This window comes from Bradyrhizobium sp. CB1015, from assembly GCF_025200925.1.
Taxonomy (GTDB): domain Bacteria; phylum Pseudomonadota; class Alphaproteobacteria; order Rhizobiales; family Xanthobacteraceae; genus Bradyrhizobium.
In genome coordinates, this window is sequence record NZ_CP104174.1 from 2999509 (window position 1) to 3023974 (window position 24466).

General features: G+C 64.4%; 21 protein-coding genes, 1 tRNA gene and 1 pseudogene. 8 read left to right on the plus strand and 15 right to left on the minus strand.

The window, feature by feature from the left end; translation table 11 throughout:
- Nucleotides 1-13: 13 nt before the first annotated feature.
- The 7 genes from N2604_RS13745 to N2604_RS13775 form a co-directional block, all read right to left on the minus strand.
- Nucleotides 14-568, minus strand: coding sequence for a nucleoside 2-deoxyribosyltransferase (locus N2604_RS13745; protein WP_260375159.1), 555 nt, complete (start codon nt 566-568; stop codon nt 14-16).
- 80 nt (nt 569-648) lie between these two features.
- Nucleotides 649-2577: a 1-deoxy-D-xylulose-5-phosphate synthase gene (dxs, locus tag N2604_RS13750; protein WP_260375160.1), complete on the minus strand. Its 1929-nt coding sequence runs from the start codon at nt 2575-2577 to the stop codon at nt 649-651.
- Nucleotides 2578-3220: 643 nt separating this feature from the next.
- Nucleotides 3221-3472 carry an exodeoxyribonuclease VII small subunit gene (locus N2604_RS13755; protein ID WP_260375161.1) on the minus strand — a complete coding sequence of 84 codons (252 nt, stop codon included), beginning with the start codon at nt 3470-3472 and terminating at the stop codon, nt 3221-3223.
- 73 nt (nt 3473-3545) lie between these two features.
- On the minus strand, nt 3546-4475 hold the full coding sequence (locus N2604_RS13760) for a histone deacetylase family protein (RefSeq protein ID WP_260375162.1): 930 nt from the start codon (nt 4473-4475) through the stop codon (nt 3546-3548).
- A 121-nt stretch (nt 4476-4596) separates the two neighbouring features.
- A complete protein-coding gene (locus N2604_RS13765) occupies nt 4597-6252 on the minus strand; it encodes a bifunctional UDP-sugar hydrolase/5'-nucleotidase (RefSeq protein WP_260375163.1) in 1656 nt (551 codons plus the stop codon).
- Nucleotides 6253-6739: 487 nt separating this feature from the next.
- Nucleotides 6740-7498, minus strand: coding sequence for an enoyl-CoA hydratase-related protein (locus tag N2604_RS13770; protein ID WP_260375164.1), 759 nt, complete (start codon nt 7496-7498; stop codon nt 6740-6742).
- A 322-nt stretch (nt 7499-7820) separates the two neighbouring features.
- The gene (locus N2604_RS13775; protein WP_260375165.1) at nt 7821-9599 is read right to left on the minus strand and encodes an acyl-CoA dehydrogenase; all 1779 of its coding nucleotides are present in this window, start codon (nt 9597-9599) and stop codon (nt 7821-7823) included.
- A gap of 246 nt (nt 9600-9845) precedes the next feature.
- Here N2604_RS13775 and N2604_RS13780 point away from each other — a divergent pair.
- From N2604_RS13780 to N2604_RS13790, 3 genes are all read left to right on the plus strand, one after another.
- Nucleotides 9846-9920 (plus strand) — tRNA-Gln (locus tag N2604_RS13780).
- Nucleotides 9921-10419: 499 nt separating this feature from the next.
- On the plus strand, nt 10420-11124 hold the full coding sequence (locus N2604_RS13785) for a TetR/AcrR family transcriptional regulator (RefSeq protein ID WP_260375166.1): 705 nt from the start codon (nt 10420-10422) through the stop codon (nt 11122-11124).
- Nucleotides 11125-11209: 85 nt separating this feature from the next.
- The gene (locus tag N2604_RS13790; protein WP_260375167.1) at nt 11210-12178 is read left to right on the plus strand and encodes an IS481 family transposase; all 969 of its coding nucleotides are present in this window, start codon (nt 11210-11212) and stop codon (nt 12176-12178) included.
- A gap of 121 nt (nt 12179-12299) precedes the next feature.
- On the opposite strand, the gene N2604_RS13795 is transcribed toward N2604_RS13790, so the two are convergent.
- On the minus strand, nt 12300-13253 hold the full coding sequence (locus N2604_RS13795) for a fumarylacetoacetate hydrolase family protein (RefSeq protein ID WP_260375168.1): 954 nt from the start codon (nt 13251-13253) through the stop codon (nt 12300-12302).
- Nucleotides 13254-13510: 257 nt separating this feature from the next.
- Here N2604_RS13795 and N2604_RS13800 point away from each other — a divergent pair, with 257 nt between their 5' ends.
- From N2604_RS13800 to N2604_RS13815, 4 genes are all read left to right on the plus strand, one after another.
- Nucleotides 13511-15046: a bifunctional 3-(3-hydroxy-phenyl)propionate/3-hydroxycinnamic acid hydroxylase gene (locus tag N2604_RS13800; protein ID WP_409241733.1), complete on the plus strand. Its 1536-nt coding sequence runs from the start codon at nt 13511-13513 to the stop codon at nt 15044-15046.
- An 18-nt stretch (nt 15047-15064) separates the two neighbouring features.
- Entirely contained in the window at nt 15065-16177 is a 1113-nt protein-coding gene (locus N2604_RS13805) for a VOC family protein (protein WP_260375170.1), read from the plus strand.
- A 7-nt stretch (nt 16178-16184) separates the two neighbouring features.
- Complete coding sequence (locus tag N2604_RS13810; protein WP_260375171.1) at nt 16185-18125, plus strand: acyl-CoA synthetase; 1941 nt, start codon at nt 16185-16187, stop codon at nt 18123-18125.
- A 69-nt stretch (nt 18126-18194) separates the two neighbouring features.
- Complete coding sequence (locus N2604_RS13815; protein WP_260375172.1) at nt 18195-19244, plus strand: alcohol dehydrogenase catalytic domain-containing protein; 1050 nt, start codon at nt 18195-18197, stop codon at nt 19242-19244.
- 76 nt (nt 19245-19320) lie between these two features.
- Here the strand turns inward: N2604_RS13815 and N2604_RS13820 are convergent.
- The 7 genes and pseudogenes from N2604_RS13820 to N2604_RS13850 all read right to left on the minus strand — a co-directional run bounded on the left by N2604_RS13820 (nt 19321) and on the right by N2604_RS13850 (nt 24053).
- A pseudogene (locus tag N2604_RS13820) lies at nt 19321-20108 on the minus strand (3-hydroxybutyrate dehydrogenase).
- A gap of 62 nt (nt 20109-20170) precedes the next feature.
- Nucleotides 20171-20962, minus strand: a complete 792-nt coding sequence (locus N2604_RS13825) for an acetoacetate decarboxylase (RefSeq protein WP_260375173.1) — start codon at nt 20960-20962, stop codon at nt 20171-20173.
- A 27-nt stretch (nt 20963-20989) separates the two neighbouring features.
- Nucleotides 20990-22162 carry a DUF3734 domain-containing protein gene (locus N2604_RS13830; RefSeq protein WP_260375174.1) on the minus strand — a complete coding sequence of 391 codons (1173 nt, stop codon included), beginning with the start codon at nt 22160-22162 and terminating at the stop codon, nt 20990-20992.
- Between the two features lie 36 nt (nt 22163-22198).
- Complete coding sequence (locus tag N2604_RS13835; protein ID WP_260375175.1) at nt 22199-22798, minus strand: PepSY domain-containing protein; 600 nt, start codon at nt 22796-22798, stop codon at nt 22199-22201.
- 661 nt (nt 22799-23459) lie between these two features.
- Nucleotides 23460-23678, minus strand: coding sequence for a hypothetical protein (locus tag N2604_RS13840; protein ID WP_260375176.1), 219 nt, complete (start codon nt 23676-23678; stop codon nt 23460-23462).
- A 22-nt stretch (nt 23679-23700) separates the two neighbouring features.
- Nucleotides 23701-23856 carry a hypothetical protein gene (locus tag N2604_RS13845; protein ID WP_260375177.1) on the minus strand — a complete coding sequence of 52 codons (156 nt, stop codon included), beginning with the start codon at nt 23854-23856 and terminating at the stop codon, nt 23701-23703.
- The gene (locus tag N2604_RS13850) at nt 23853-24053 is read right to left on the minus strand and encodes a hypothetical protein (protein ID WP_260375178.1); all 201 of its coding nucleotides are present in this window, start codon (nt 24051-24053) and stop codon (nt 23853-23855) included. Before N2604_RS13850 ends, N2604_RS13845 begins: the two co-directional genes overlap by 4 nt.
- A gap of 152 nt (nt 24054-24205) precedes the next feature.
- On the opposite strand from N2604_RS13850, the gene N2604_RS13855 reads away from it, so the two are divergent.
- Nucleotides 24206-24460 carry a hypothetical protein gene (locus tag N2604_RS13855; RefSeq protein WP_260375179.1) on the plus strand — a complete coding sequence of 85 codons (255 nt, stop codon included), beginning with the start codon at nt 24206-24208 and terminating at the stop codon, nt 24458-24460.
- The last annotated feature ends 6 nt before the right edge of the window (nt 24461-24466 follow it).

Genomic DNA, 24466 nt, shown 5'->3' on the forward strand with positions numbered 1-24466 from the left:
GAGGGACTGGCACTTATGTAGCGATCAATCGCGCGGCCGCCATCCGGACGCAAGTCTCGAACGCGATGAGGTCGTGCCAGACGTCGATCGGCATCGTTGCCGGCGTCACCAGCGGGCAGCCGTGCAGCTCCAGCGCATGGATCATCATGAGGTTGTCGGTGAGGCCGAAGTCCTCGACCGTCAGCCCCTGGGCATCGACCAGCCGTCCCTCTTCGGAGGTGACCTCCATGAAGCGCGAGACGCGGTCGGCATAGGCGGCGCCGTCGTTGGAATAGGCGAGACAAAACTTGCCGCGACCGGCCATGTAGCCAAGCTCATAGACGGTGCCGGGATCGGCGCCGGCGCCGCGGAACGGCGTGAGATTGGCGATGATGGCATCGGCCGCGTCCATCATCGCCTCGTTGCCGCAGAAAATCTGCCGCGAGGCGTCGGGCGCGGCGGGATCGATGGCATTGTCGAGCGGATTGAGGCCGGTGAGGCCGTGCGCTGCGCAAATATCGACCTTGCGCCGGCCGATCTCGACCGCATCCGGCAGGAACACGTCGGGGCCTGCCAGATAGATTTTCATGGAGTGCGGCCTGCCGATGCGAAGCGCGGTGCGACACCTCTCCCCATAGGGAGAGGTGGGATTCAGTGCCCGTACGGCAATCAGGCCAGCTTGACCGTCTCGGTCTTCACATCCTTGCCGAGCGCCTCGAACACCTTGGCGACGATGCCCTTGGCGTCGAGACCGGCGCGGGCGTACATCGCGGCCGGAGTGTCGTGATCCTGGAACACGTCGGGCAACACCATCGAGCGGAACTTGACCATGCCGCTGTCGAGCACGCCCTGGTCGGTCAGGTACTGCGCGACATGCGAGCCGAAGCCGCCGATCGAGCCTTCCTCGATCGTGATCAGGATCTCATGGTCGCGCGCGAGCTTGAGCACCAGCTCGGTGTCGAGCGGTTTCATGAAGCGCGCATCGGCGATCGTGGTGGAGAGGCCGTGGGCGGCGAGCTCGTCGGCCGCCTTCTCGCATTCGGCGAGGCGCGTGCCGAAGGAGAGCAGCGCGATCTTGCTGCCCTGGCGGATCATGCGACCCTTGCCGATCTCGAGCGGAATGCCGACCTCGGGCATCTCGACGCCGCGGCCTTCGCCGCGCGGATAGCGCAGTGAACTCGGGCGGTCGTTGATCGCAACCTGCGTCGCCACCATGTGCACGAGCTCGGCTTCATCGGCCGCCGCCATGATCACCATGTTGGGCAGACAGCCGAGATAGGCGTTGTCGAACGAGCCGGCATGGGTCGCGCCGTCGGCGCCGACGAGGCCGGCGCGATCGATGGCGAAGCGGACGGGCAGGTTCTGGATCGCGACGTCGTGCACGATCTGGTCGTAGCCGCGCTGCAGGAAGGTCGAGTAGATCGCGCAGAACGGCTTGTAGCCTTCGGTCGCAAGACCCGCGGCAAAGGTCACCGCATGCTGCTCGGCGATGCCGACGTCGAAGGTGCGGTCGGGGAAGGCCTTGTTGAAGATGTCGACGCCGGTGCCCGAGGGCATCGCCGCGGTGATGGCGACGATCTTGTCGTCCTTCTGCGCTTCCTTGACGAGGCTCTGGCCGAACACGTTCTGATAGGCCGGCGCATTCGGCTTGGCCTTGGCTTGGGTACCGGTCGCGACGTCGAACTTGACGACGGCATGGTACTTGTCGGCGGAGGCTTCCGCCGGGCCGTAGCCCTTGCCCTTCTGCGTCACGACGTGGACCAGGATCGGGCCGGTCTCCATGTCGCGGACGTTCTTCAGCACGGGCAGGAGATGGTCGAGGTTGTGGCCGTCGATCGGGCCGACATAGTAGAAGCCGAGCTCCTCGAACAGCGTGCCGCCGTCCATCATGAAGCCGCGGGAATATTCCTCGACGCGATTGGCGCGGTTGGCGAGGATCTTGGGCAGGCGCTTGTTGATCTGCTTGGCCGCATCGCGCAGCGTGCGATAGGTCTTGCCGGAGTAGAGGCGCGACAGATAGGCGCTCATGGCGCCGACCGGCGGCGCGATCGACATGTCGTTGTCGTTGAGGATGACGATCAGGCGCGAGTTCATCGCACCCGCATTGTTCATGGCCTCATAGGCCATGCCGGCCGACATCGCGCCGTCACCGATCACGGCGATAACGTTGTTCTTGCCGCCGGAGAGGTCGCGCGCCACAGCCATGCCGAGGCCGGCGGAGATCGAGGTCGAGGAATGCGCCGCGCCGAACGGATCGTAGTCGCTCTCGCTGCGCTTGGTGAAGCCGGACAGGCCGCCGCCGGTGCGCAGCGTGCGGATGCGGTCGCGCCGGCCGGTGAGGATCTTGTGCGGATAGGCCTGGTGGCCGACGTCCCAGATCAGCCGGTCGCGCGGCGTATCGAAGACGTAATGGATCGCGGTGGTGAGCTCGACCACACCGAGGCCCGCGCCGAAGTGACCGCCGGTCACCGAGACGGCATCGATGGTCTCCTGCCGCAGCTCGTCGGCAACCTGGCGAACCTGCTCGACCTTGAGCTTGCGCAGGTCTTCCGGTGTCCGGATGGTGTCGAGAAGCGGCGTCTTACTGTATGCGTTCACGGCGATTTCCAATTTGTCAGCACCGGAAGGTCATTCCGGTGCGCGATGGGTTTGCACAATATCGGCGCAGCGCGAGTCCTATAAACCGTCGGAGCCACCTGCACGGGGCAAGGCCCCGCCTTCAAGCTTAGGTAAGCTTAAGCGCGCTCCGGTTCAGTCTCTGTGATCCCTGTCACTTAGATCGGCTTCGTCCGTTCCCAAGCCAATTTCACTAGCAGTTCGAAGCACTTGTCGTCGGTAATCGGTGCCCACGCAAGGCTTGCAAAAAGCCACACTCCGCGCAGCTTTACACCAAAGCTTGGGCCAAAGCCAACCCGGTGGGCCGATTAGGGGTATGCAGGTGCAACTCGCGGGCCAGAGTGGTTAACCTTGGCCGGGGGTAAGGGGTTCCGGGCTTGCTTGGTTCCTTGGCAGGCATTTTTGCCGGAATATGAAGCTTTTCCCGCCCTTAGCGACCCGATTCTGGGCAGGGACCTATCGATCCACCCCCGGAACCGCGATGCTGGGTCGGGAACTGCGCCGGGCGATCCCCAAGAGGATGCAGCGGCCACGCTCCCCGCGAAGACATTTTGCGCGGACTGCTTCGCGTCTCGCGCGGCCTGCGTCGTCAGGAGACTGAGCGGAAAAGCACTCTCTTTATCGGTTATTGGACGTCGAGCGGCGCAGTTCCGCTGGCCTGGCCGCTGGCATCGGTGGTGATCTTGTCGACGCGCGCCTCGGCCTGGCGCAGCAATTCCTCGCAGCGCCGCTTCAGCGCCTCACCGCGCTCGTAGATCGTCACGGATTCCTCGAGCGGCACCTTGCCGTCCTCGAGCCGCTTCACGATCGTTTCGAGTTCCTCGATCGCGCGCTCGAAGGTGAGCCTGGAGACGTCGACTTGGGTATTTTCGGCCATATCCGTTTCCGATTGCCCGCTTCGCTTCAGCTTGGAGAAAGCAGAGTTTTGCGGGCGTAATGTGGCGGGTGGGTCAAGCGCCCATCAGGGCGCCGACATGCGCCGTAACAGATTCTTTCAGTCCCTGCAGGTCATAGCCGCCCTCGAGCACCGAAACAATGCGGCCGCCGGCGGTCTTGTCGGCGAGATCCATCAGCTTGCGCGTCACCCAGGCATAGTCCTCGGCGCGCAGATTCAGCGAAGCCAGGGGATCGCGATAATGCGCATCGAAGCCGGCCGAGATGATCAGCAACTCGGGGCTGAATTTCTCGAGCTGCGGCAGGATCAGATTCTCGAACGCGACCCGGAATTCCGGGCCGCCGTCCTCGGAGGCGAGCGGCGCATTGACGATGGTGTCGTGATCGCCGCGCTCGCTTCTAGCGCCGGTGCCCGGAAACAGCGGCATCTGGTGCGTCGAGCAGTACATCACGGTGGGGTCCGACCAGAAGATGTCCTGCGTGCCGTTGCCGTGATGCACGTCGAAATCGACGATGGCCGCGCGCCTGATGCCGTATTTGCGCTGGGCGTGGCGCGCGGCGATCGCGACATTGTCGAAGAAGCAGAAGCCCATCGGCTTGCCGATCTCGGCATGATGTCCGGGCGGGCGGACCGCGACGAAGGCGTTGCGATGCTCGCCCGCCATCACCGCTTCGGTTGCCGCTACCGCGCCGCCGACGCCGCGCATGACCGCTTCCCACGTGCCGGGGGACATCGAGGTGTCGCCGTCGATATAGACCTGCCCGCTGGTCGGGGCGATGTGGCGCAGCTCGGTGACGTAATGCTCGTTGTGGCAGAGCGTGACGAGATCGAGATCGCCCTCCGGCGCCTCCTCGCGCGCAAGGAACTGGAAACGCTCATGCGACAAAGCTTCTTCCACCGCGCGCAGACGATCCGGCCTCTCAGGGTGTCCCGGCGGCGTGACATGGTCGAGGCAGGCCTTGTGGGAAAGGAGAAGCGTGCTCATCAGGTCGGCCTCACGAAAACGGGCTTTTGGCGTCGTTGGCGCATCCGGCGCCAAAACGCAATGCAAGACCCAATCTAGGCGCTTGGCCGGGAATGGCAAAGGGCTGCCCGCTTGATCCGGATCAATTCACCCGCAGGATGCGGGTGGGCGGCAGCGGACCGACCGGTCCGTGCGCCCGGAAGAACGCGAACAGCGCGTCCGCATCGTAGCCGCCATATTGCAGGGCTGTGCCCTGTTTGGCGACGGTAAACCCATCGCCGCCGACGGCGAGGTAATCGTTCAGCGTGACGCGATAGCCGCTTCCCGGCTCGATCGGCCTGCCGCCCAGCGTCATCCTCTCGAGGCTGACGCGCTCGCCGAACGGCTTTGAAGCATCCCAAGTATAGCTGAAGCCGTTCGACACCTGGAGAATCCGCGGCCGTTTCGGATCCAGCCATTGCTGCTCGAGCATGTCCTTGAGCTGGCTGCCCGTCAGCGTCATGGTGACGAGGCGGTTGCGGAACGGTTGGCTGGCGAAGACGTCGCCGAACGTAATCGCGCCGTTCTCCTTCGGAACGATGTCGGTGCGGATGCCGCCCGGATTGGTGAGCGCGATGACAGCGCTGCCATCCTTCGCATCGCGGGTTGCGAGCAATTGCGCGTCGGCGATGATATCGCCGAGCGCGCTTTCGCCGGCCTCGTTCGGCACGCGCGACAATGTCTGCGTCACCGAGCCGGCCGGCCGGTTGGCGATCGGCGCGGAGAGCTTGTCGTAGGCGTCGATCAATGCGGTCTGCTCGGGATCCCTGGCCAGCGGAGCATTGGCGACGATGACGTTCTCGGCCTTGGCGCCGACGATATCGCGCGTCGCGGGATCGAGCTTGAGGTCGATCGCGGTGACCAGCGTGCCGTACTTGTCGCCGCTGGTGACGAGCCGCCCGTCGATATCGCAGACATAGGCGCGATGGGTGTGACCGCTGACGACGACGTCAACGGCAGGATCGAATTTCCTGACGATGTCGACGATCGGCCCCGTGATGGCGGGGCATTCGTTGTAGTCGCCGGCGGGCTCGCCGCCCTGGTGGATCAGCACCACGATCGCTTCGACGCCGCGCGCCTTCAGCTGCGGCACCAGCGCGTTCACCGTCTCGGCCTCGTCGCGGAATTCGAGCCCGGCGATGCCCGCTGGCGAGACGATGCCGGCGGTCTCCTTCAGGGTCAGGCCGATGAAGGCGACGGGAACGCCGTCGAACTCCCGGATCTCGTAGGGCGGCAGCACGCTCTTGCCGGTCGCGGTCTCGACGGTGGAGGCCGCGAGATAATGGAATTTGGCCCCCGCGAAGGGATGCGGTCCCTGGCAGCCGTCGACGGGATGGCAGCCGCCGTTCTGCATGCGCAGAAGCTCGGTCTTGCCCTCGTCGAACTCGTGATTGCCGACCGAGCTGATCGCAAGGCCCATCATCGAGAGCGCTTCGATCGAGGGCTCGTCGTGAAACATCGCCGACAGAAACGGGCTGGCGCCGATCAGGTCGCCCGCGGCGACGAAGATGGTGTTCTTGTGTCCTTCGCGCAGCTGCTTCACCAGCGTCGCCATGTACTCGGCGCCGCCGGCCGCCACCGTTACCTTCCTGGATTTGTCCTCGGGGTCATTGATGCGGATGCCGCCCGGCGGCGGCCGCAGATTGCCGTGGAAATCGTTGATCGCAAGAACGCGCAGCTCGACCGGGGCTGCGGTCTGGGCCGAGGCGGGCAGGGCGCAGGTCAGCGCGAGCGCGGCGAGGATGGATCGGTATTGCATGGAATAAGACTAGACGTTCAGCGCAAAGATTTCACGAAACCTTTTGTTGAAGCACCGCGCTGTGCCGCACGCTCCCACCCGCCCCTTGAGGGGGCAGGTCGGTTCGCATGGAATGCGAACCGGGGCGGGGTGACAGACTATCCTCGCACGAGGTGTTGGAGAGCTTTGCGAATTCGCTGAAGGTGTCGGCGAGAAGTCTTCGCGTGGCTCACCCCACCCCGCTCGCGCGGTGCGCGAGCGACCCTCCCCCTCCAGGGCAGGGCTATCGCATTTTCCCTGCGGCCATCCTTCGAGACGCCCGCTTTGGGCGGGCTCCTCAGGATGAGGGCGGAGTGCGCGGCAGCAGTTTCAACGAGCACTGACGCTGATTAGCCTCATCCTGAGGAGGCGCGTAAGCGCCGTCTCGAAGGACGAGGCGTGCGCGCAGGCCGCCGCCACAAGTCATATGCGATCGCCCTGCCCTCCAGGGGAGCGTAAGAGGCGTGCCTCACCGCTTCTTCCTGTTCGCGAACGCATTGAACGCGGCAATCGCCTCTTCCGACTTGAGCCGGTCGCCGAACAGATGGCCTTCCTGGTCGATGCGGCGGGTCAGCTCTTCGGGTGGGGCGCGCAGCAGCTTGCGCGAGGTCGCGACGGCCTCGGCCGGCAGCCGGCAGATCTCGCGCGCCACCTTGCGCGCCTCGACCTCGGTGTGTCCCGGCGAGACCACGGTGTTGACGAAGCCCGCGGCATGGGCCTCCGTGGCGGTGAAGCTCCGCCCCATCACCAGCATCGCGAAGGCGCGCTGATAGCCCATCGTGTTCGGCATCAACAGGCTGGCCGCGCCGACCGGCACCAGACCGAGATGGATGTAGGGCGCGGAGAAGGTCGCAGCGTTCGAGGCCAGCACGTAATCGCAGTGGAACAGCATCACGGTGCCCATCCCGATCGAGGCGCCGTCGACGGCTGCGATGATCGGCTTCGCATTGAGGGCGAGCGAGTAGAGAAATTTCACGCCGTTCGACAGCATCTCGGGGCGCGAGGCGTCGGCGTGGAGAAAATCGTCGATGTCGTCCCCGGCGGTGAAGACGCCCGAGCCGCCGGTGATGATCATGCAGCGGATGTCCGGATTGTTCTGGGCGGTGTCGATCGCGTGGCTCATCTCCCGGTACATGTCCTGGGTGATCGCGTTCTTCTTGCCCGGACGGCGCAGGGTGATCACGCGCGTTCCGCGCTCTTCGGTGACGACGATATTGCCATTCGCCATGAGAGCCCCCCTTGCGCTCGCCGCTTCGCGAGTCTCGCCAAGCATAGCCTACATCATCCCGCAGGCGTGCCAATGCGCTGGCTCAATCTTTCGACACCGAATTCCCCCAAATTCGGTGCATGGCACCCGCCACGACAATAACTGCAATTTGTCTATTGAAAAACCTTTGGTTGTGGCGCACGATCGTCGGCGTTTCGTCGACCCGTAGCCCGGATGGAGCGCAGCGCGATCCGGGATTCGTGCCACGAGAGACGCCGGCCCCGGATTACGCTGTCGCTCCATCCGGGCTACAGGCTACAGGCTACAGGGCTACAGGGCTTTCTTACCCCAGCAACGCCGCATCCGCCGCCGCGACCGACTCCGCGCTTTCCGTCACGGTGCGCTCGAGCGCGCCCGCCTGCACCGCGATGTTCTCGGCAAAAAAACGCGCCAGCGCGACGTAGCGTGGCGCATCGCCGACGCCTTCGGCCTTGGCGGCGAGCGCTTCGGAGGCGAGCAGGCAGCCGCCGAGCGTCGCGCCGAATTGCTGCAGATAGGGCGTTGCCCCCGCAAGCGCGTCGTTCGGAGCGGAGGCAACGCGCTCCAGCAGCCATTTGCTGGTCCGCGTGAGCGCCTCCAGCGCCTCGCGCAGCTTGGTGCCGGTGGTGCCGAAGGCGGGATCATTGGAGGCCTCCACCTGCTTGACGGTTGCCGAAAGCTCGTCGAGCAGCGCCCACACCGATGCGCCGCCATTGGCAGCTAACTTGCGCGTGACGAGATCGATCGCCTGGATGCCGTTGGTGCCCTCGTAGATCGCGGTGATGCGGGCATCACGGTAATGCTGGGCCGCGCCGGTCTCCTCGATGAAGCCCATACCGCCATGCACCTGCACGCCGAGATAGGCGACCTCGTTGCCGATATCGGTGGAGTACGCCTTGGCCATCGGCGTCAGCAGCGCCGCGCGCGCGGCTGCATTGGCGCGCACCTTCGGATCCTTGGCGCGGGTCGAAACGTCGATGGCGACGGCCGTCGCATAGCAGATGGTGCGCGCGGCCGCGGTCTGCGCCCGCATCCGCATCAGCATGCGCTTGACGTCGGGATGCACGAAGATCGCATCCGAGCCGTCGCCTGTCTTGCCGACCGCGCGGCCTTGGCGGCGCTCCTGCGCATACGACAAGGCCTGCTGGTAGGCGCGGTCGGCAACGCCGACGCCCTCCAGGCCGACGCCGAGGCGGGCCTGGTTCATCATCGTGAACATGCAGCGCATGCCCTGGTTCTCTTCGCCGATCAGATAGCCGATCGCGCCGCCATGATCGCCCATGGTCATGGTGCAGGTCGGCGAGGCATGCATGCCGAGCTTGTGCTCGACGCCGCTCGCATAGATGTCGTTGCGCTGCCCCAGCGAGCCGTCCGCGTTGACCATGAACTTCGGCACGAGGAACAGCGAGATGCCCTTGGTGCCGGCGGGCGCATCGGGCAGACGCGCCAGCACGAAATGCACGATGTTGTCGGTCATGTCGTGCTCGCCATAGGTGATGAAGATCTTCGTTCCCTTGATGCGATAGGTGCCGTCGGCCTGCTTTTCCGCGCGGGTGCGCAGCGCGCCGACGTCGGAGCCGGCCTGCGGCTCGGTCAGCTGCATCGTGCCGGTCCATTCGCCGGAGACGAGCTTTTCGAGATAGATTGTCTTCAGCTCGTCGCTGCCATGGGCATCCAGCGCCTCGATCGCCGACGCCGTCAGCAGCGGGCAGAGGCCGAAGGCGACGTTGGCCGCGCTCCAGATCTCGGTGCAGGCGGCGTTGATCGCGAGCGGCAGGCCCTGGCCGCCGAAATCCTCGGGGCCGGACACCGCGTTCCAGCCGCCCTCGGTCCAGCGCTTGTAGGCGTCAGGCCAGCCCGGCGCGGTCGTGACCTTGCCGCCCTCGAGCTTGATGCCGTGCTCGTCGCCGATCTTGTTGAGCGGCGCCAGCACGTCGGATGCGAACTTGCCGGCTTCCTCCAGCACGGCGGCCGCGAGGTCGGCGTCGAAATCGCCGTAATGGCCGGCTTCCACGGCGGCCTTGAGGCCCGCGCCATGGTTGAGCGACAGCAGCATGTCAGAAATCGGTGCGCGGTAGGTCATGGCTCACTCCCCGAGAACAAATATTGGCGCCGTATTCCCATGAAACGGGAACGGTCTCAACTGCCGGGACGCCGGATGGCCGGGGCCGGAGCGGGGAGGCCCATTGGGGCTCAGAATAGAGTGTCGGCTGCCAGCCGCCGGGCCCTTTTTGCCCCTTCAGACGGTTGAAATGCCGCGCCGCTCCCTATAGACCGGCTGCGACCGATGGGAATCTACGGTAACTGGCTCTACCCGTTCGTCGTCTGTTGGGGCGTAGCCAAGCGGTAAGGCAGCGGATTTTGATTCCGCCATTCGGAGGTTCGATCCCTCCCGCCCCAGCCAACGCTTAAGCTGCTGGGTTCGTTATCTAAGCAATTCTATTCGCGCCAAAATTTTGGGCGCGTTTGGAAATGGAGCTTCTAGGCTCGGTCCAGAATCGAAACTAAGCGTCGTGGATCACATCGCCCATATGACGCATCTCCGTGGTTTCATCCCAACATATACCGCGCAAGCTGCTCGGGCAGGTCCGTTCCCCCGTCGCAGAATAGGGTATTGCGGCGAACAAATCGGACAAGCAGTCGAAATGATGCACTAGCGCAATTGGCCCCGTCCTGCAGTTCGCCCAGCGGATACCGTGAGGTTCGAGTCGCTCCCCTGCTTTGGCCGCACACGTAAGAGGTTCAAGGTGGGCAGCCAGACGACCTGCCGCCAAGGTGTGCACCTCATGCGCCAGGTGCTGGCCGGATTTGCCAGGCATGGCGTCACTGCTTCGATGCGCTCTTCGCTCTGGACGTCTTGGTCAATTTGACCTAATGAGCAGTTGAACTTCGAGACGCATCGTATGGCCAACATCGATCCGGTCCGTCGTGCGGAAATCGGCCGCGAGAAGCGGGCGAGGACCCGCGCCCAACTCATTGCTGCCGCGAGTGCGCTGTTCGCGCGCCAGACCGTGGAATCGGTCACGGTCGACGATCTCGTGCGGGAAGCGGGGGTCGCCAAGGGGACGTTCTACGTTCACTTCAAGGATCTGCCTGAACTGACGGCTGCCGTAGCTGACGAACTGGTTAAGGAGATCGACGATCTGCTGCAGCCGGTCCGGCTCACGATCGATGATCCCGCGCTCCGCATTGCCTACGGCTGTAGCTGTTTCCTCGATCGGGCGCTCGCCGATCCTGGTTGGGCAGGCGTGGCGGCGCGGATGGCCGCAGCTGCTGCGACTGTCGGCGAGGTGGCGCGTCGGCGTCTGCTCGAAGACATCAAGCGGAACACGAAGCGCCTGAGCCAGGGCGGCGTCATAAGTGCCGAACTCGCTCTGGAGGTCGTGGTCGGCATCATGCTGCAAGTGTTTGCCGGGATCGCCGAGGGCCGCTTGTCGTCGCGCCATCGCGAGGGCGCGATCGCGGCGATTCTCCGGGCGATCGGTCTCGACGCGCGCCAGGTAAAGTCGGTGCTGACGCGCCTGCCGGCGCAAGCGAATGCGGCGCGATCCGGCTTGCCCGGCAAGGCCGGGACGGCGCGGCGGCGTAGCGTCGGCAGCTCCGCCTAGATGTGAGCTTTCAGGAGGTTGTCCATCCGGTCCGGAACGAGGAAGCTGAAGTTGTCGAAGCTTTAGCCAATCCCCGGAGGACCGAATGGACACCCATAAGAATGCGCCTCTGACGCCAAAAGGTCGAGAGGCCATGGTGCGAAGCGTGATCGAGGATGGCCTGACGAAGGCTGCAGCCGCGCTCCAGTTCAATGTTTCAGCCAAGACCGTCGCCAAGTGGGTCAAGCGCTTCCGCGAGGAAGGTGTGGATGGGTTGCGTGATCGCTCCTCAAAACCCCTTTCATCGCCAAGCCAAACCCCTGTCGCCACATGCACCGTCATCGAGGCGTTGCGCCGGCAGCGCCACATAGGCAAGCAAATCGCCGCCGAGGTAGGCGTCTCGCCAGCGACCGTCAGCCGTATCCTGCGGCGGCTGGGATTGAACCGATTGCGCGATTTGGAACCAGCCGAGCCAGTGCGGCGCTATGAACGTGAACACCCCGGCGAGCTGATCCACATCGACATCAAAAAGCTGGGCAAGTTCAAACGTATAGGCCATCGCATCACCGGCGACCGAATGGGGCAGAGCAGCCTGCGGGCGCGCGGTGAAGGGCCTGGCTGGGAATATGTCCACGTCTGTATCGACGATGCTTCGCGGATCGCCTTCAGCAAGGTCATGAAGAGCGAACGACAGGGCTGCGCCGTGAGTTTCCTCAAGGCCGCGATCGCCTACTATGCGAGCCTGGGCATCAAGGTCGAGCGGGTGATGACCGACAACGGCTCTTGCTACAAATCCTTCGCCTTCCGCAAAGCCTGCAGACGTCTCGGCCTCAAGCATATCCGCACCAAGCCTTATACTCCGAAGACCAACGGCAAGGCCGAGCGCTTCATCCAGACCAGTTTGCGCGAATGGGCCTATGCCCGCGCTTACAACACCTCAGAAGAAAGGGCTGCTGAACTGCCGAGATGGCTGCACAGCTATAACTGGCACCGCCCGCATGGCAGTATCGGCTCGATGCCACCGATCAGCAGACTCGCCCTAACCAGGAACAACCTGTTGAGGCTCCACACCTAGAGCATGATCCGGAAAAGTGTGCAGCGGTTTTCCGAGAGGATCATGCTCAAACAATAACCTAAAGCGCGATGATGACATCCTAATCGCATCGCGCTTTAGACTTGGATTGCTCGTCCAACGCTCATAGGTTGACGATCTCGGTCGCCTGTTCGCCGAGATCGATGGCGCCGTCGCGGCTGCGGATCCGTGCCGTGATCCGATCGCCCGGCTTGAGATATTGCGGCCGGCGCGCCTGTGCGGCGAGGAACAGCTTCCACAGCATGCGCTCCGGTAGCACCTGGAGCAGCCGGCGCACTGGCGGCGGCGGCACCCGCAGCGCGCAGCCGCTCGGCGTGCCGGTCAAGAGCACGTCGCCGGGCACGATGTTCGCGAAGGTCGACAACTCGGAGATCGTCTCGGCGGGCTTGAATACCAGGTTGGCAGTGGTGTCGCGCTGCCGCGGCGCTCCATTGACATCGAGCTCGAGCGCGAGATCGTCGATCCGAGGAAACTCGTCGCGTTCCAGCACCGTGAGCCACGGGCCGATCGGGCAGAAGCCGCGGTAGCTCTTGCCCTTGAAGAACTGGGTCTGCGGCAGCTGCACGTCCCGCGCGCTGAGATCGTTGGCGATGGTGATTGCGAAGACGTAGTCGGGCAGCCTCTCGCGCGTCACCGTGACTGCAGACGAGATCGGCCGGCGGAATACCAGCGCGAGCTCGATCTCGTAGTCCAGCAATTTCACGTGCGCGGGACGTGTCACCTTCTCGCCGCCCGGGCAGACCGAGGCATCGGCCTTGGTGAAGAACATGTTGAACAGCTTGGCATCGGGATCCATTCCGGATTCGATCATGTGCTGGCGGTAGTTGGCGCCTTGGCAATACAGTCGGCACGGCGTCGTTATCGGCGCCAGGATCTTCACCGAAGCGAGGGCGACGCGCGCGTCGCGGCTGCAGGCCGCACGCCAATCGGCCTCGCCCCGTTCGATCAGCGCTGCCGTGGTCGGATAGTCGTCCGAGAGAGGAGCGATCTCCGCCCCGGTTACCACGCCCCAACGCGGGCCGTTACCTGCTTCGAAACGCACCAGATTGGTCGCCACTCGTTCCTCCATTACCCTTGTGTTGCCGGATCCCGGGTCGCGATTTTGCTGTCTCTACAGCTGCTTGGCGGGCATTTCCGGACCTCGCCGAAATCTCGTATTGACGATTTAGTCGTTTTGACTATCATGTTCAAAAATACTTGTCGACCCGGTCGACGTTCTGGCGGGGAAGTCTCATGGGTGTGGACAGCATCGCGGCACGAGCGCCGCTTTGTGAAGTTGAGGTTGCCGTCGTCGGTGCCGGTCCGGTCGGGCTGATGGTGGCGAACCTGCTCGGCATCGCCGGGGTGCAGATCGCGGTGCTGGAGGCCAACGAGGGGCTGCTCGGTCTGCCGCGAGCTATCGCCTACGATGCGGAAACACTCCGCCTCTTCTCGCAGATTGGGCTGCTCGACGAAATCACGCCCGGACTCATCCAGAACCCCCATGTCCGCCACCTCAATGCGCGCGGTCGCGTGCTGATGCAGGCGGACCCTCCGAGCTGCGGGCCGTACGGCCATTCCTCGCTGGGCACCTTCTACCAGCCGGAATTTGAGCGGGTTCTGCTCAGAGGGCTAGCGCGCTTCGATAATGTCGAGGTGCTGTTTGGGCACACCGTCGCCAATCTGGTGCAGTGTCAGGACGAAGCCGTGCTGTCGATCGCAACCCGCCAGAGTGCGAGCACGTTGCGGGCGAAATTCGTCGTTGGCTGTGACGGCGGCACGAGTCGGGTCCGCGATTGGCTCGGCGCCAGGCTCATCGGCTCGACCTATACCCAGCGCTGGCTGGTGGTCGATGCCATCGTCAAGGGCCACAAGGTCAATCAGATCAGCTTCTATTGCGACCCGAGCCGTCCGCGCGTGGAGCTGCCGGCAGTGGGCGATCGCGTGCGCTGGGAATTCATGCAGCTTCCGGGCGAAACCGAAGAGGGCCTGAAGAACGACGGGCGGATCATGGCGCTGATCGCCGACAACACGCGCTATCGCGAGGTCCGGATCGAACGCAAGGCTGTCTACACTTTTCACGCTCGAGTCGCCGACCGCTGGCGCAACAAGCGCGGATTTCTCGCCGGCGACGCGGCGCACCTGATGCCGCCATTCGCCGGCCAGGGCATGAACGGCGGCATGAAGGACGCCGTCAATCTCGCGTGGAAGTTGGCGTCCGTGCTCAAGGGGCTCGCTGCGGAGACGATCCTCGACAGCTACGAGCTCGAACGCGCGCCGGTAGTGCGCAAGATGGTCGAGGTGTCGCGCCGGCTTGGTGCGGTGATCATGCCAACCAGCCGCAGCACTGCCGCGCTGCGCGACGCGGTTTTCGCCTGCCTGAACATGTCGCGTGCCTTCCGCGACTTCATCGGTCGCGGCGGCGTGGTGCCGCCGCCGGCGATCGGCCGTAGCGCGTTGACCGGGGTGGGTGGCGATCCCCTGGTCGGCCAGATGCTGCCGCAGCCGAGCGTGAGGACGCCGGACGGCTCTTTCCCCCTCGACACGTTTCAGGCGTGCCATCAGTGGCTGGTGCTCGGCATCGGCGTCGATCCGGCGACGATGCTCTCCGCGCGTGACCTCGGCATCCTCGATGCACTCGATGTCCGCTTCGTTTGCGTCAACGGCGGCAGCGAGGAACCGCGGACGCTCGAACTGCGATGTGACGATCCCACCTTCGATGCGTGGGTAAAGCGCCACGCGGTGCGCGCGGTGCTCGTACGCCCCGACCGTTTCATCGCCGACCGGCTCGATCCGCATGGATGCGATCTGCCGGTTCTCACCCCGTTCGCGCGCGCGCGCCGCGTCACCGCACCGCCGATCGCGGCCTGAGTTCGAAGGAGGACCTTCATGTCGACCAATCCGTTGCTCAAGAGTGGCCCGGGCAGCATCAAGCTGCCTCGCAGTGCCTCGCCGGTCGTGAAGGCGAACCAACTGCTGTACGCACACTTCGAGCGGCCCGATCTCGAAACAGCGGAGCGCTACCTCATCGACTTCGGTCTCGAGCGTGCCGCGCGGACCGACAGTGAACTGTTCATGCGGGGGACCGGGCCGGCGCCGTACATCTACCGTGTCGTTCGAGGGCGCAACGCCCGCTTCCTCGGGATCGGGCTCTCGGTTCCGAAGGCCGAGGATCTCGAGACGCTGGCCCGGAAGCTCGGCAGCCGCGTCGAGCCGGCCGACGGACCGGGAGGCGGCTCGGTCGTGCACCTGCGCGATCCGGAAGGCGTCGCCGTGCACGTTCACCACGGCTTCATCCCGAGCAAGCCGCTGCCCGTCCGCCCGCAGATCCTGCACAACGCGCCGAGCCAGACCGTGCGCGTCAACGACACCCAGCGGCCGAAGCTCGAGCCGCCACAGGTCACCAAGCTCGGCCATCTCGTGCTGGAGACGCCCGATTTCGATCGCAGTGTGCGCTGGTATATGGACACGTTCGGCTTCATCCCGTCGGACGTGATGTGCCTCGCTGATGGCACTCCAGTGGGCTCGTTCACCCGGCTCGATCGCGGCAATGAGCCGAGCGATCACCACACGATCTTCGTTGCCATGGGGATGGAGTCGAACGTCGACCATGTGGCGTTCGAGGTCGTGGATCTCGACGCCGTGGAGATGGGCCAGCAGGTGCTGATGGCCAAGCGCTATCGCCATGCTTGGGGCGTCGGTCGCCATCTCCTCGGCAGCCAGATCTTCGACTATTGGCGCGACCCCTGGGGCCAGAAGCACGAGCACTACGCCGACGGCGACCTGTTCGACGCGGCGCAGCCGGCAGGCTATCACCTGATGGATCGAGGCGGCCTCTACCAGTGGGGGCCGGACCTGCCCGACGACTTCATCGACACCCGCATGACACCGGGGCGACTCTGGCGAGTGCTGAAGCTCGCGATCAAGGACAAGGCGCGGTTGAAGCTGCTGGTGGCGCTCAAAAACAGCATGGCGAACCCGGGTCGCCATTGGCAGCGCTGAGTGCAGCTTGCCCTACCGCAATTTCATCAAGACGACACGCGAAAGGCATCCCATGGCGGTGCGAGATCTCAGCGATATTCAGAGGATCGAGGCGGAGCCTCTTGCCTCGCGAGGCTTGCCGCAGACGACCTATGAGGTGTTCGGGGCGAGCGCGAAACGCTGGCCCGATCGGAAGGCGCTGTCGTTCTTCCCGACTGCGGACAGCTATCAGCGCGCCTCGACATGGACCTATGTGGAGCTCCTGGCGGAGATCACCCGCGCCGCGAATGCGCTTCATGCCTTCGGCGTCAGCGCAGATCATCCGGTCGCTTATGTGCTGCCGAACCTTCCCGAAACCCACTTCACGATCTGGGGCGGTGAGGCGGCCGGGGTGGTGCTCGCGGTCAATCCGCTGCTCGAGCCTGATCTGATCGTGGAGATCCTTCGCGCGGCCAAGGTGCGGGTGCTGGTCACGCTGGCGCCGTTCCCCGGGGCCGAGCTATGGAGCAAGCTTGGGCCGCACCTTTGGGCGCTCCCCGAGCTTCGTGTGGTCGCTCTGGTCGACGCTATGACTTATCTTGGGGGCGTCGGGGCGACGACGGTCGCAGCCGCAGCGGCCAGCGTGCCTGGCGCTAAATTCGAGATCGTGGATTTCCGCGCGGCGATGCAGGGCCAGCCGGCCGATCGCCTGATCGCGCCGCGGACGATCACGGAACATTCGGTCTCGTCCTACTTCTGCACCGGGGGCACGACAGGTGCGCCGAAGATCGCGGTGCGTACGCATGGCAACGAGATCTTCGATGCCTGGGCCGCGGCGCAAGTGTTCGGAGAGCGCGACGAGCCGCGGACCTATTTATGCGGCCTGCCGCTGTTTCACGTCAACGCGCAGCTCGCCACCGGCCTGTTGCCGTGGATGCACGGCAACCACGTGCTGCTCGCCACTCCCGAAGGATACCGCGGCAAGAACCTGATCGCGCGCTTCTGGGAGATCGCGGCGCACTATCACATTGCAACATTCTCCGGTGTGCCGACGATCTATGCCGCCCTGCTCGAGGCGCCCATCGGCGAGAACGACATCTCCAGCCTCGAATACGCGATCTGCGGCGCGGCGCCGATGCCGGCCAGGTTGATCGAGGCCTTTGAAGCCAAGACGGGGCTCAAGATCGTCGAGGGCTATGGGCTGACCGAGGGCACCTGCGTCTCCTCTCTCAATCCGCCGGAGGGCAAACGCCACGCCGGGTCGATCGGCTTGCGCCTGCCATACCAGCAGATGCGCGTCGTAATCCTCGATGATGCCGGGCGCTTCCTGCGAATGGCGGACATCGACGAGGTCGGAACAATCGCCATCACCGGGCCCAACGTGTTCGCGGGCTATCTCGATCCGCAGCAGAACAAGGATCTTTGGATCAACATCGAGGGATCACGCTGGCTCAACACCGGCGATCTCGGGCGACAGGATGATCAGGGTTATTTCTGGCTGGCCGGTCGGCGCAAGGAGCTGATCATCAGGGGAGGGCACAACATCGATCCGAAGCTGATCGAAGATGCGCTGTCCAAACATCCGGCTGTGGCGATGGCGGCGGCCGTCGGCAGCCCTGACGCCTATGCCGGCGAGGTCCCTGTCGCTTATGTGCAGCCGAAACCCGGCATTGCCGTCAGCGACCAAGAGCTGATGGATTTCGCCGCGGCCCATATTCCAGAGCGGGCGGCGATCCCGAAGTTCGTGAAGATCATGCCGTCGCTGCCGGTGACCGGGATCGGCAAGATCTTCAAGCCGGCCCTCCAGCAACGCGAGATCGAGGCGGTGGTCCGGGCTCAGGCGGCAAACGCGGGCGCGATCGTCGACGAGGTTTGGTTCGAACGAGATCCGCGCTTCGGACAGGTCGTTCGAGTCCGTGCCAGCGCGGGCGCGGCGCCGCTACGGGCGGCACTGGAGCATTATGCGTTCCGGTCCGACGTGGTGGATTGATCGGGGCCGCAATCATCGCGAACTGATCGGACGGTTGTTGTGTCCAGGACCTTGGAGACGAGTGGCAAGATGGTGACGAATACGATAGGTCGCGCCCTGATGTGTGTCGGGCCGGGTGGTGGTTTCGAGATCCGAAAGGTTCCCCGGCGAAAGCCGGCGACCGGCGAGATCGAGGTCGCCGTCGCAGCGGCGTCGGTCAATCCCATCGACGTGCGGCGCGCGCAAGGTTATGGCCGGCGGCTGTTGTCACTCATGGGAGCCGGCAGGTTTCCAATGGTGCTCGGTAATGATTTCGCAGGCACCGTGACCGCCGTCGGCAACAATGCCGGGGCATTCAAGATTGGCGATCGCGTCTATGGCGTGAAGCCGCCATCGGTCGAGGGGACCCATGCCAGCCACGTGCTGGTCAAGGCTGCCCATGTGCTGCCCGCTCCCGCGGGGCGGGATCTTCAGGCTCTCGCGGCACTCCCCTACAGTTTCGTGACGATGTGGCTTGCGGTGCGCGGTTCGGGATTGACACGGCAGAATGCCGGTGGAAAGCGTGTGCTCGTCCATGGCGCGGCTGGCGGCCTCGGGATACTGGCGCTGCAGATGCTGGGCAGATGGGGCGCCCAGGCGACGGCGATCGCGCGGCCGGCGGATGTCGCGGCCTGCCGCCAGGCGGGGGCGGCTGAGGTGCTCGACGGCAATATCAAGCCATTCGCGTCGCTGTCGCGGGCGTTCGATGCGACGCTCAATTTCGCCGCCTGGGAGGACGATCTGTCATTGCTCGGTTGCCTTCGAGAAGGCGCGCTCGGCCATGCCACAACGGTGCACCCGCTGCTCGCGAATTTCGACGAACTCGGCTGGCTGCGTGGCGCCCTGAAGACGTTCTCCGACAAGCGGCGTCACCGGGCCGCCTTGCCGAAGGGTACGCAAAACTACGCCTGGACCGTCTTTCGGCCCGACGCGGCCGCGCTACGGGAGCTGCGCCAGTCGGTCGAGCAGCAGTGCGATGGTCTTTCCATTGGCCTGCGGACGCCGCTGGCCAGTGCGGCCCAGGCCTTTGATCATGTCAGAAGCCGGCGACGCGGGCGTGCGCTGGTGCTGGTTGAGCAACGCCTTGACCAGGTGGACTAGCAACGCCCACGTCGCATTCGTAGCGTCGCCGGTGCTGACGTAACGCTTCCGAGCGCTACGACTGTCAACACACGGGCTACGCAGCCGTCCAGCCGCCATCCATCGAGAGGTTGGCGCCCGTGATCTGAGCGGCGTCGTCGCTGCACAGGAACAGCGCGAGCGAGGCGACCTGCCGGACGGTGACGAACTCCTTGGTAGGCTGCGCGGCGAGCAGGACATCGCTGATGACCTCATCCCTCCGCATGCGGCGCGCCGCCATCGTGTTTGGGATCTGCTTTTCCACGAGGGCGTCCAGACGCAGCCGGGGCTGATGCAATTGCAGGTGATCTTCGAGCGCGCGAGCTCCAGCGCCACCGTCTTGGTGAGGCCCGCAATGCCGTGCTTGGCAGCGACATAGGCCGACTTGAAGGGCGAGGCGACCAAGGAATGCGCCGACGCCGTGGTGATGATGCGGCCCCAGCCGCGCCTCTTCATGCCTGGTACCGCCGCGCGGATGGCATGGAAGGCGGCGGACAGGTTGATGGCGATGATCGCATCCCACTTCTCGGCGGGAAACTCCTCGATCGGCGAGACGTGTTGGATGCCGGCGTTGTTGACCAGGATGTCAACGCTGCCGAAGGTCCTTTCGCCAAGAGCGATGAGCTCGACGATCTCGCTCGGCTTCGTCATGTCCGCAGGCGAGTAGATCGCCTTGACGGAGAAATCGCGCTCGATCGCAGCACGCTCTTCCTCGACATCGCCCGGCGCGCCCATGCCGTTGATCACCACGTTCGCGCCGGCGCTGGCGAAGGCGTGCGCGCAGGCGAGGCCAATGCCGCTGGTCGATCCCGTGACGGTCGCGGTCTTACCGTTCAGAATTCCCATCGGACTCTTCCTCGTAACGTGCGAGCAGGAGCGCTCACCTCGGATGCGACGCGCGGTTGAAGTTAGAAGACCAGAGCCTTCTCAACGGCGCGAATCGAGCCGCGAGCCGGCTGTTGCAGATAGTCATGCACCACCGTCCCGAGGCCGAGCGTAAGGTCGGCGCGGATATGGATGGCCGAGACGATCTCCAGGACCGGCAGTTCTGCAACCGGCGCCAATGCGTGTGGTGTGAGCGCCAAGGCCGCCGGTCCGGTCCAGGCCCCTTTCAGCACGATGTCCTCGAGATGGTACTGAACCAGCTCGCAGATGCGTGGGCTGCCGTCCACGTGCGGGATGATCTTGAGCAGGAAGTTCGGCTCGTTGAGTGCAGCCTTGACCTTCGCCAGATCGGCCTCGCGGTGCTTGTAGCCCATCGTCCCCGTGGCGACCCGCACTGGGCCATAATCCAGCGTACCGATCAGCGTGTCGATCTCGGTCTGCAACGTCGGCTGCGCAAGCTTCTTTGGAAAACCCCAGAGCTCGCGCCCGCCCGCGATGGGGCCTTCATCGTTGAGGAACATGCAGTGCGTGTAGCCGCCCTTGCGTCCGCGGAAGGAGACGGGAACGACCTGTCCGCTTTCCGTGTAGTCGCCAAAGCCGTTGGAATCGGGCATGCGGATGAACTCGTATTTGACCAGCGCTTCTCGCTCGTCGACCTCGAGCGGCCCCGGAACCACGGCCCGGAGCTTGGCCGGATCGGTGCGATAGGTGATGATCAGGTATTCGCGATCGACGAACCGGTACGGCCCGGGCGGATAGGCCGGGCTGGTCAGCGGCATGGCGAAGGCTCGTTGTCTCACGTCAGTCTCGCGCATTTGGCTCTCTCCAGGATGAGGTCGAGGCTACTCACGGCCGTCATGTTCGAGATCGAAGGTGAAGACCCCATCGGGACTCGAAGGCCGAGCGAGCACCTCGGGATGGCGCAGGGTGCGCAGAGCGTCGTGGTAGCCGGCTTGCCAATGGTCCTGCATCGACAGGCGCGAGAACTCGTAGTCCTTGGAGTGCCCCTCGTGGTTGCGCGCGCGATAGATCAGGTGGACGATGTTGTAGACGTTGCGGGAGACCGCCGTGCTGAGTAGCTTCACGTCCTCGTGCTGGCTGAGATCGTCGGGCAGCCGGCCGAGCAGATCCGTGAGTGCGCGCCGCAGGCGCTGCACCCGCTTGAACTGGTCGGTGCTGGCGCGTGTGCGGCTGGAATACTGGATTTCCTTGTGCCGTGTGATCACTTCGGCCATGTTGGCCGGAAGTTGACCGCGCGCGCTCCAGAGGTCGACCTGAAACGCCAGGATGTCCTGCGGGGCATCCGATTCGATCACCCATTGCAGTGGCGTATTGGAAACGAGGCCACCGTCCCAATAGTGCTCGCCCTCGATCTCCACCGCCGGAAAGCCCGGCGGCAGTGCGCCGCTCGCCATGATGTGCTCGGGCCGGATGGTATGGGTGGTATTGTCGAAATAGACGAAATTACCAGTTCTGACGTTGACCGCGCCGGCGCTGAAGCGCGTCAGTCCGCTGTTGAGCCGATCGAAATCGACCAGGCGCTCCAGCGTGGTCTTGAGCGCACGCGTGTCATAGATGCTGGTCGCATCGCTGGCTCCACCAGGCTGCAGCCAGGGCAAAACGGGGCGGGCGGAGAAGAATCCGGTGGCGCCACACGTGGCGGCAAGACCGGCGCTGATCTGGTTGATGAGGTTGCGCGTGTTGTCGCTCCGCTTCCAATCGAGGAAGGGATTGCCGGACCAATCCCAGGGTGCCGTCGAGGTGACCTGGGTCCAGAAATCGCGCAGGCGGTCGACGCGGGTCTCGGGCGCGTTGCCGGCGATGATGGCGGCATTGATGGCTCCGATCGAAATGCCAGCAACCCAGTCGGGGTGAATGCTCGCCTCGGCCAAGGCGTCGTAGACGCCCGCCTGGTACGCGCCGAGCGCACCGCCGCCTTGCAACAGCAGTGCGATGCAGTCGAAGGGAAGCTGCCGTTGTGCGGATGAGAGCTGCGATCGAGGCTGGAAGTTCATGGCGAGTGCTCTTGAATTGCTGATTGGATGCTCGTGTTATTGGCGGCTCAAGTCTTGCTTGCTGACCTTGGGTGGCTCGAGCGTCACTTCTTTCAAATGGTCCCCGGTGGCGACCAGGATCACGAAGTTGAGTTTGCCGTTCTGTCGGATCAGCCCACCGGCCAGAGCGCTGCCCGCCGCCGCTTTCTCGGCGACCTGCACGGCATCCGACAATTCCTGCTTGATCCATTTCAGGGCAAGGATGTTGGCGAGGTCTTCCCGATCGAGTTCCTTCAGCGAAGATGTCATCTCCTTGCCCGTGATGCTTCCGGTATTTGCATCGATGGCGTTCTCCCACACGCGCTCATTCCGGATCGTGCGAACGCGGTAGACGGGCGGGCCGTCGATCTCGAAGCTGATGTCGGCGGCCTTCGAGCCATCATGCAGGCGTTCCGCGATCGCCATCGCCCGGCTGAGCGGGACGCGTGTGGTGCGGAATTCCGAGAGAACGCGTTGGATAGCGGCCTCCTCGGCATCGCTTTGCGCGCTCGGGCTTCGGCTCTCCGTGTTCGTCGAATCCCGGACGTCGGCAACTGCGCCGGTCGCGGCGATGGTCGCGGACCACACGATCAGGGCAAACAAATGCTTCATCGACATTGGACAAATCTCGTTCGGGGTTTCTGACACTTACCAAAGGCGAGTGAGCGCAAGCGCGTCGTTGCAAGGGCTATGGCTTGCCCGGCCGCAGGGGCTCGACCTGCCATGCGGTTTCGAGTGGCGCGTTGTTCGCCGTGTCCCGCTTCGTGTCTGCGAGGGCCCCAGGTTCGACGTGGCCACCGCAGGTGGCCTTGCCAGTGATTGACCGGCTGCCGATTGCGCGGAACTGTCGCGCAACTGAGACGGAATCTCCGTTGCCGTGTGACTTCTGGCACCAACGTTTGGCGCGGCTGCAACCGTCTCTTGAACGGCGCCGGACGCAACGAGGCCATCCGGCTGCGAAGCGGCCACAACGACTTCGCTGCCGGCGGGTGTCGGCAGGAGTTGATTTGTATCGATCACGACGCGCTCCGGTGCCTTCACGTCGGAGCGAATGCGGATCGCAGGCCGCGCAGCATCCGGCTCCGCGAAGCTGCCTGGCACTTGGGCCGGTAGCACCAAACCGGTCGCCCAAAGCAAGCAGAGCAGGCCGCCGCCGACCGACAGAAAGTAGCCGCGCAAGGGAAGGGCGGTGTCGGTCGATCGGCCCGCGTGCATTGACATGGCGGATCGTCGGCTCACGGCACGCAGCTCCCGACAACGGCGTCACCCTGTCGCATCGTCAGATACTCCATGGGCGAGGATGCCGGCGCGCACGTTCGGCATCGAGATAACCGCGCTCGTCGAGCCATTCGGTAGGACAATAGGCTGCGGCCTTCGGGTCGATCATGAATCCGTCACGCTGGAGCGCTGTCCGTGTTCCGGTCATGCCAGTCCACACGGCCTCGCCGCTGGCAGGATCCACTTCCAGCACGTCAAAGACTTCGATGAAGTTCAGCATGTCAGGCGCGCCCACCGTTGTCTCACGCCGTGCGCGTGAGGCGGTCGGCCTCTTCAGCCGCAACGCCCCTGCGCGCGAGTTCGGACTCGATCACGTCGAACACGCATTCGACCGGCGCGATCCAGACGTTGACCCAGTAGATGATGCAGTCGCGGGCGATCAGCAGTGCCGGTGTCATGCGACCGTCCTCCGCTCCAGCCGAACGGTGCTGGGCTGGCGCGCGGCAAGCGTATGGGCCCACTCGATCATCGCGATCGTGATGCCAAGCAGCACGCTCAGGGCCATGAGGCACAAGGCCACAACCACGTTCAGCGAAGCGGCGGCGAGGCCGGGCAAGGGGTTTTCGCGCATCAAAGCCAACAGCAGTGTTGACATTCCTTGTCTCCTTAATAAAATACACCGTATAGTTCATATAAAACATGCGCCGTGGCCCGAGTCAAGACGAGTGCGTCACAAGCGCGTGTGCAGATCAAGGCGGCGAGGCTCCGCCAGGTTCAACCAGCCTCGAGCAGAGAAAGGGATCTGACATGACGAGATTGATGCCGGTGTTGTTCGCAGCAGCCGTAGTCGCGCTTGGCAGCGCAGCAGCTTTTGCCGAGGAGAACCGGGGTACACCGGAGCAGCGGGCGGCCTGCACGCCCGACGCCTTTCGCCTGTGCAGTGCCTACATTCCCGACCCGTCGGGAGTTGAAGCCTGTCTGCGGCTCAGAAAATCGGATCTGAGCGAAGGGTGTAAAGCGGTGTTCGGGCAGGCATCCGCCGGATCAAGCAAGGGCAGATGAAGAGCG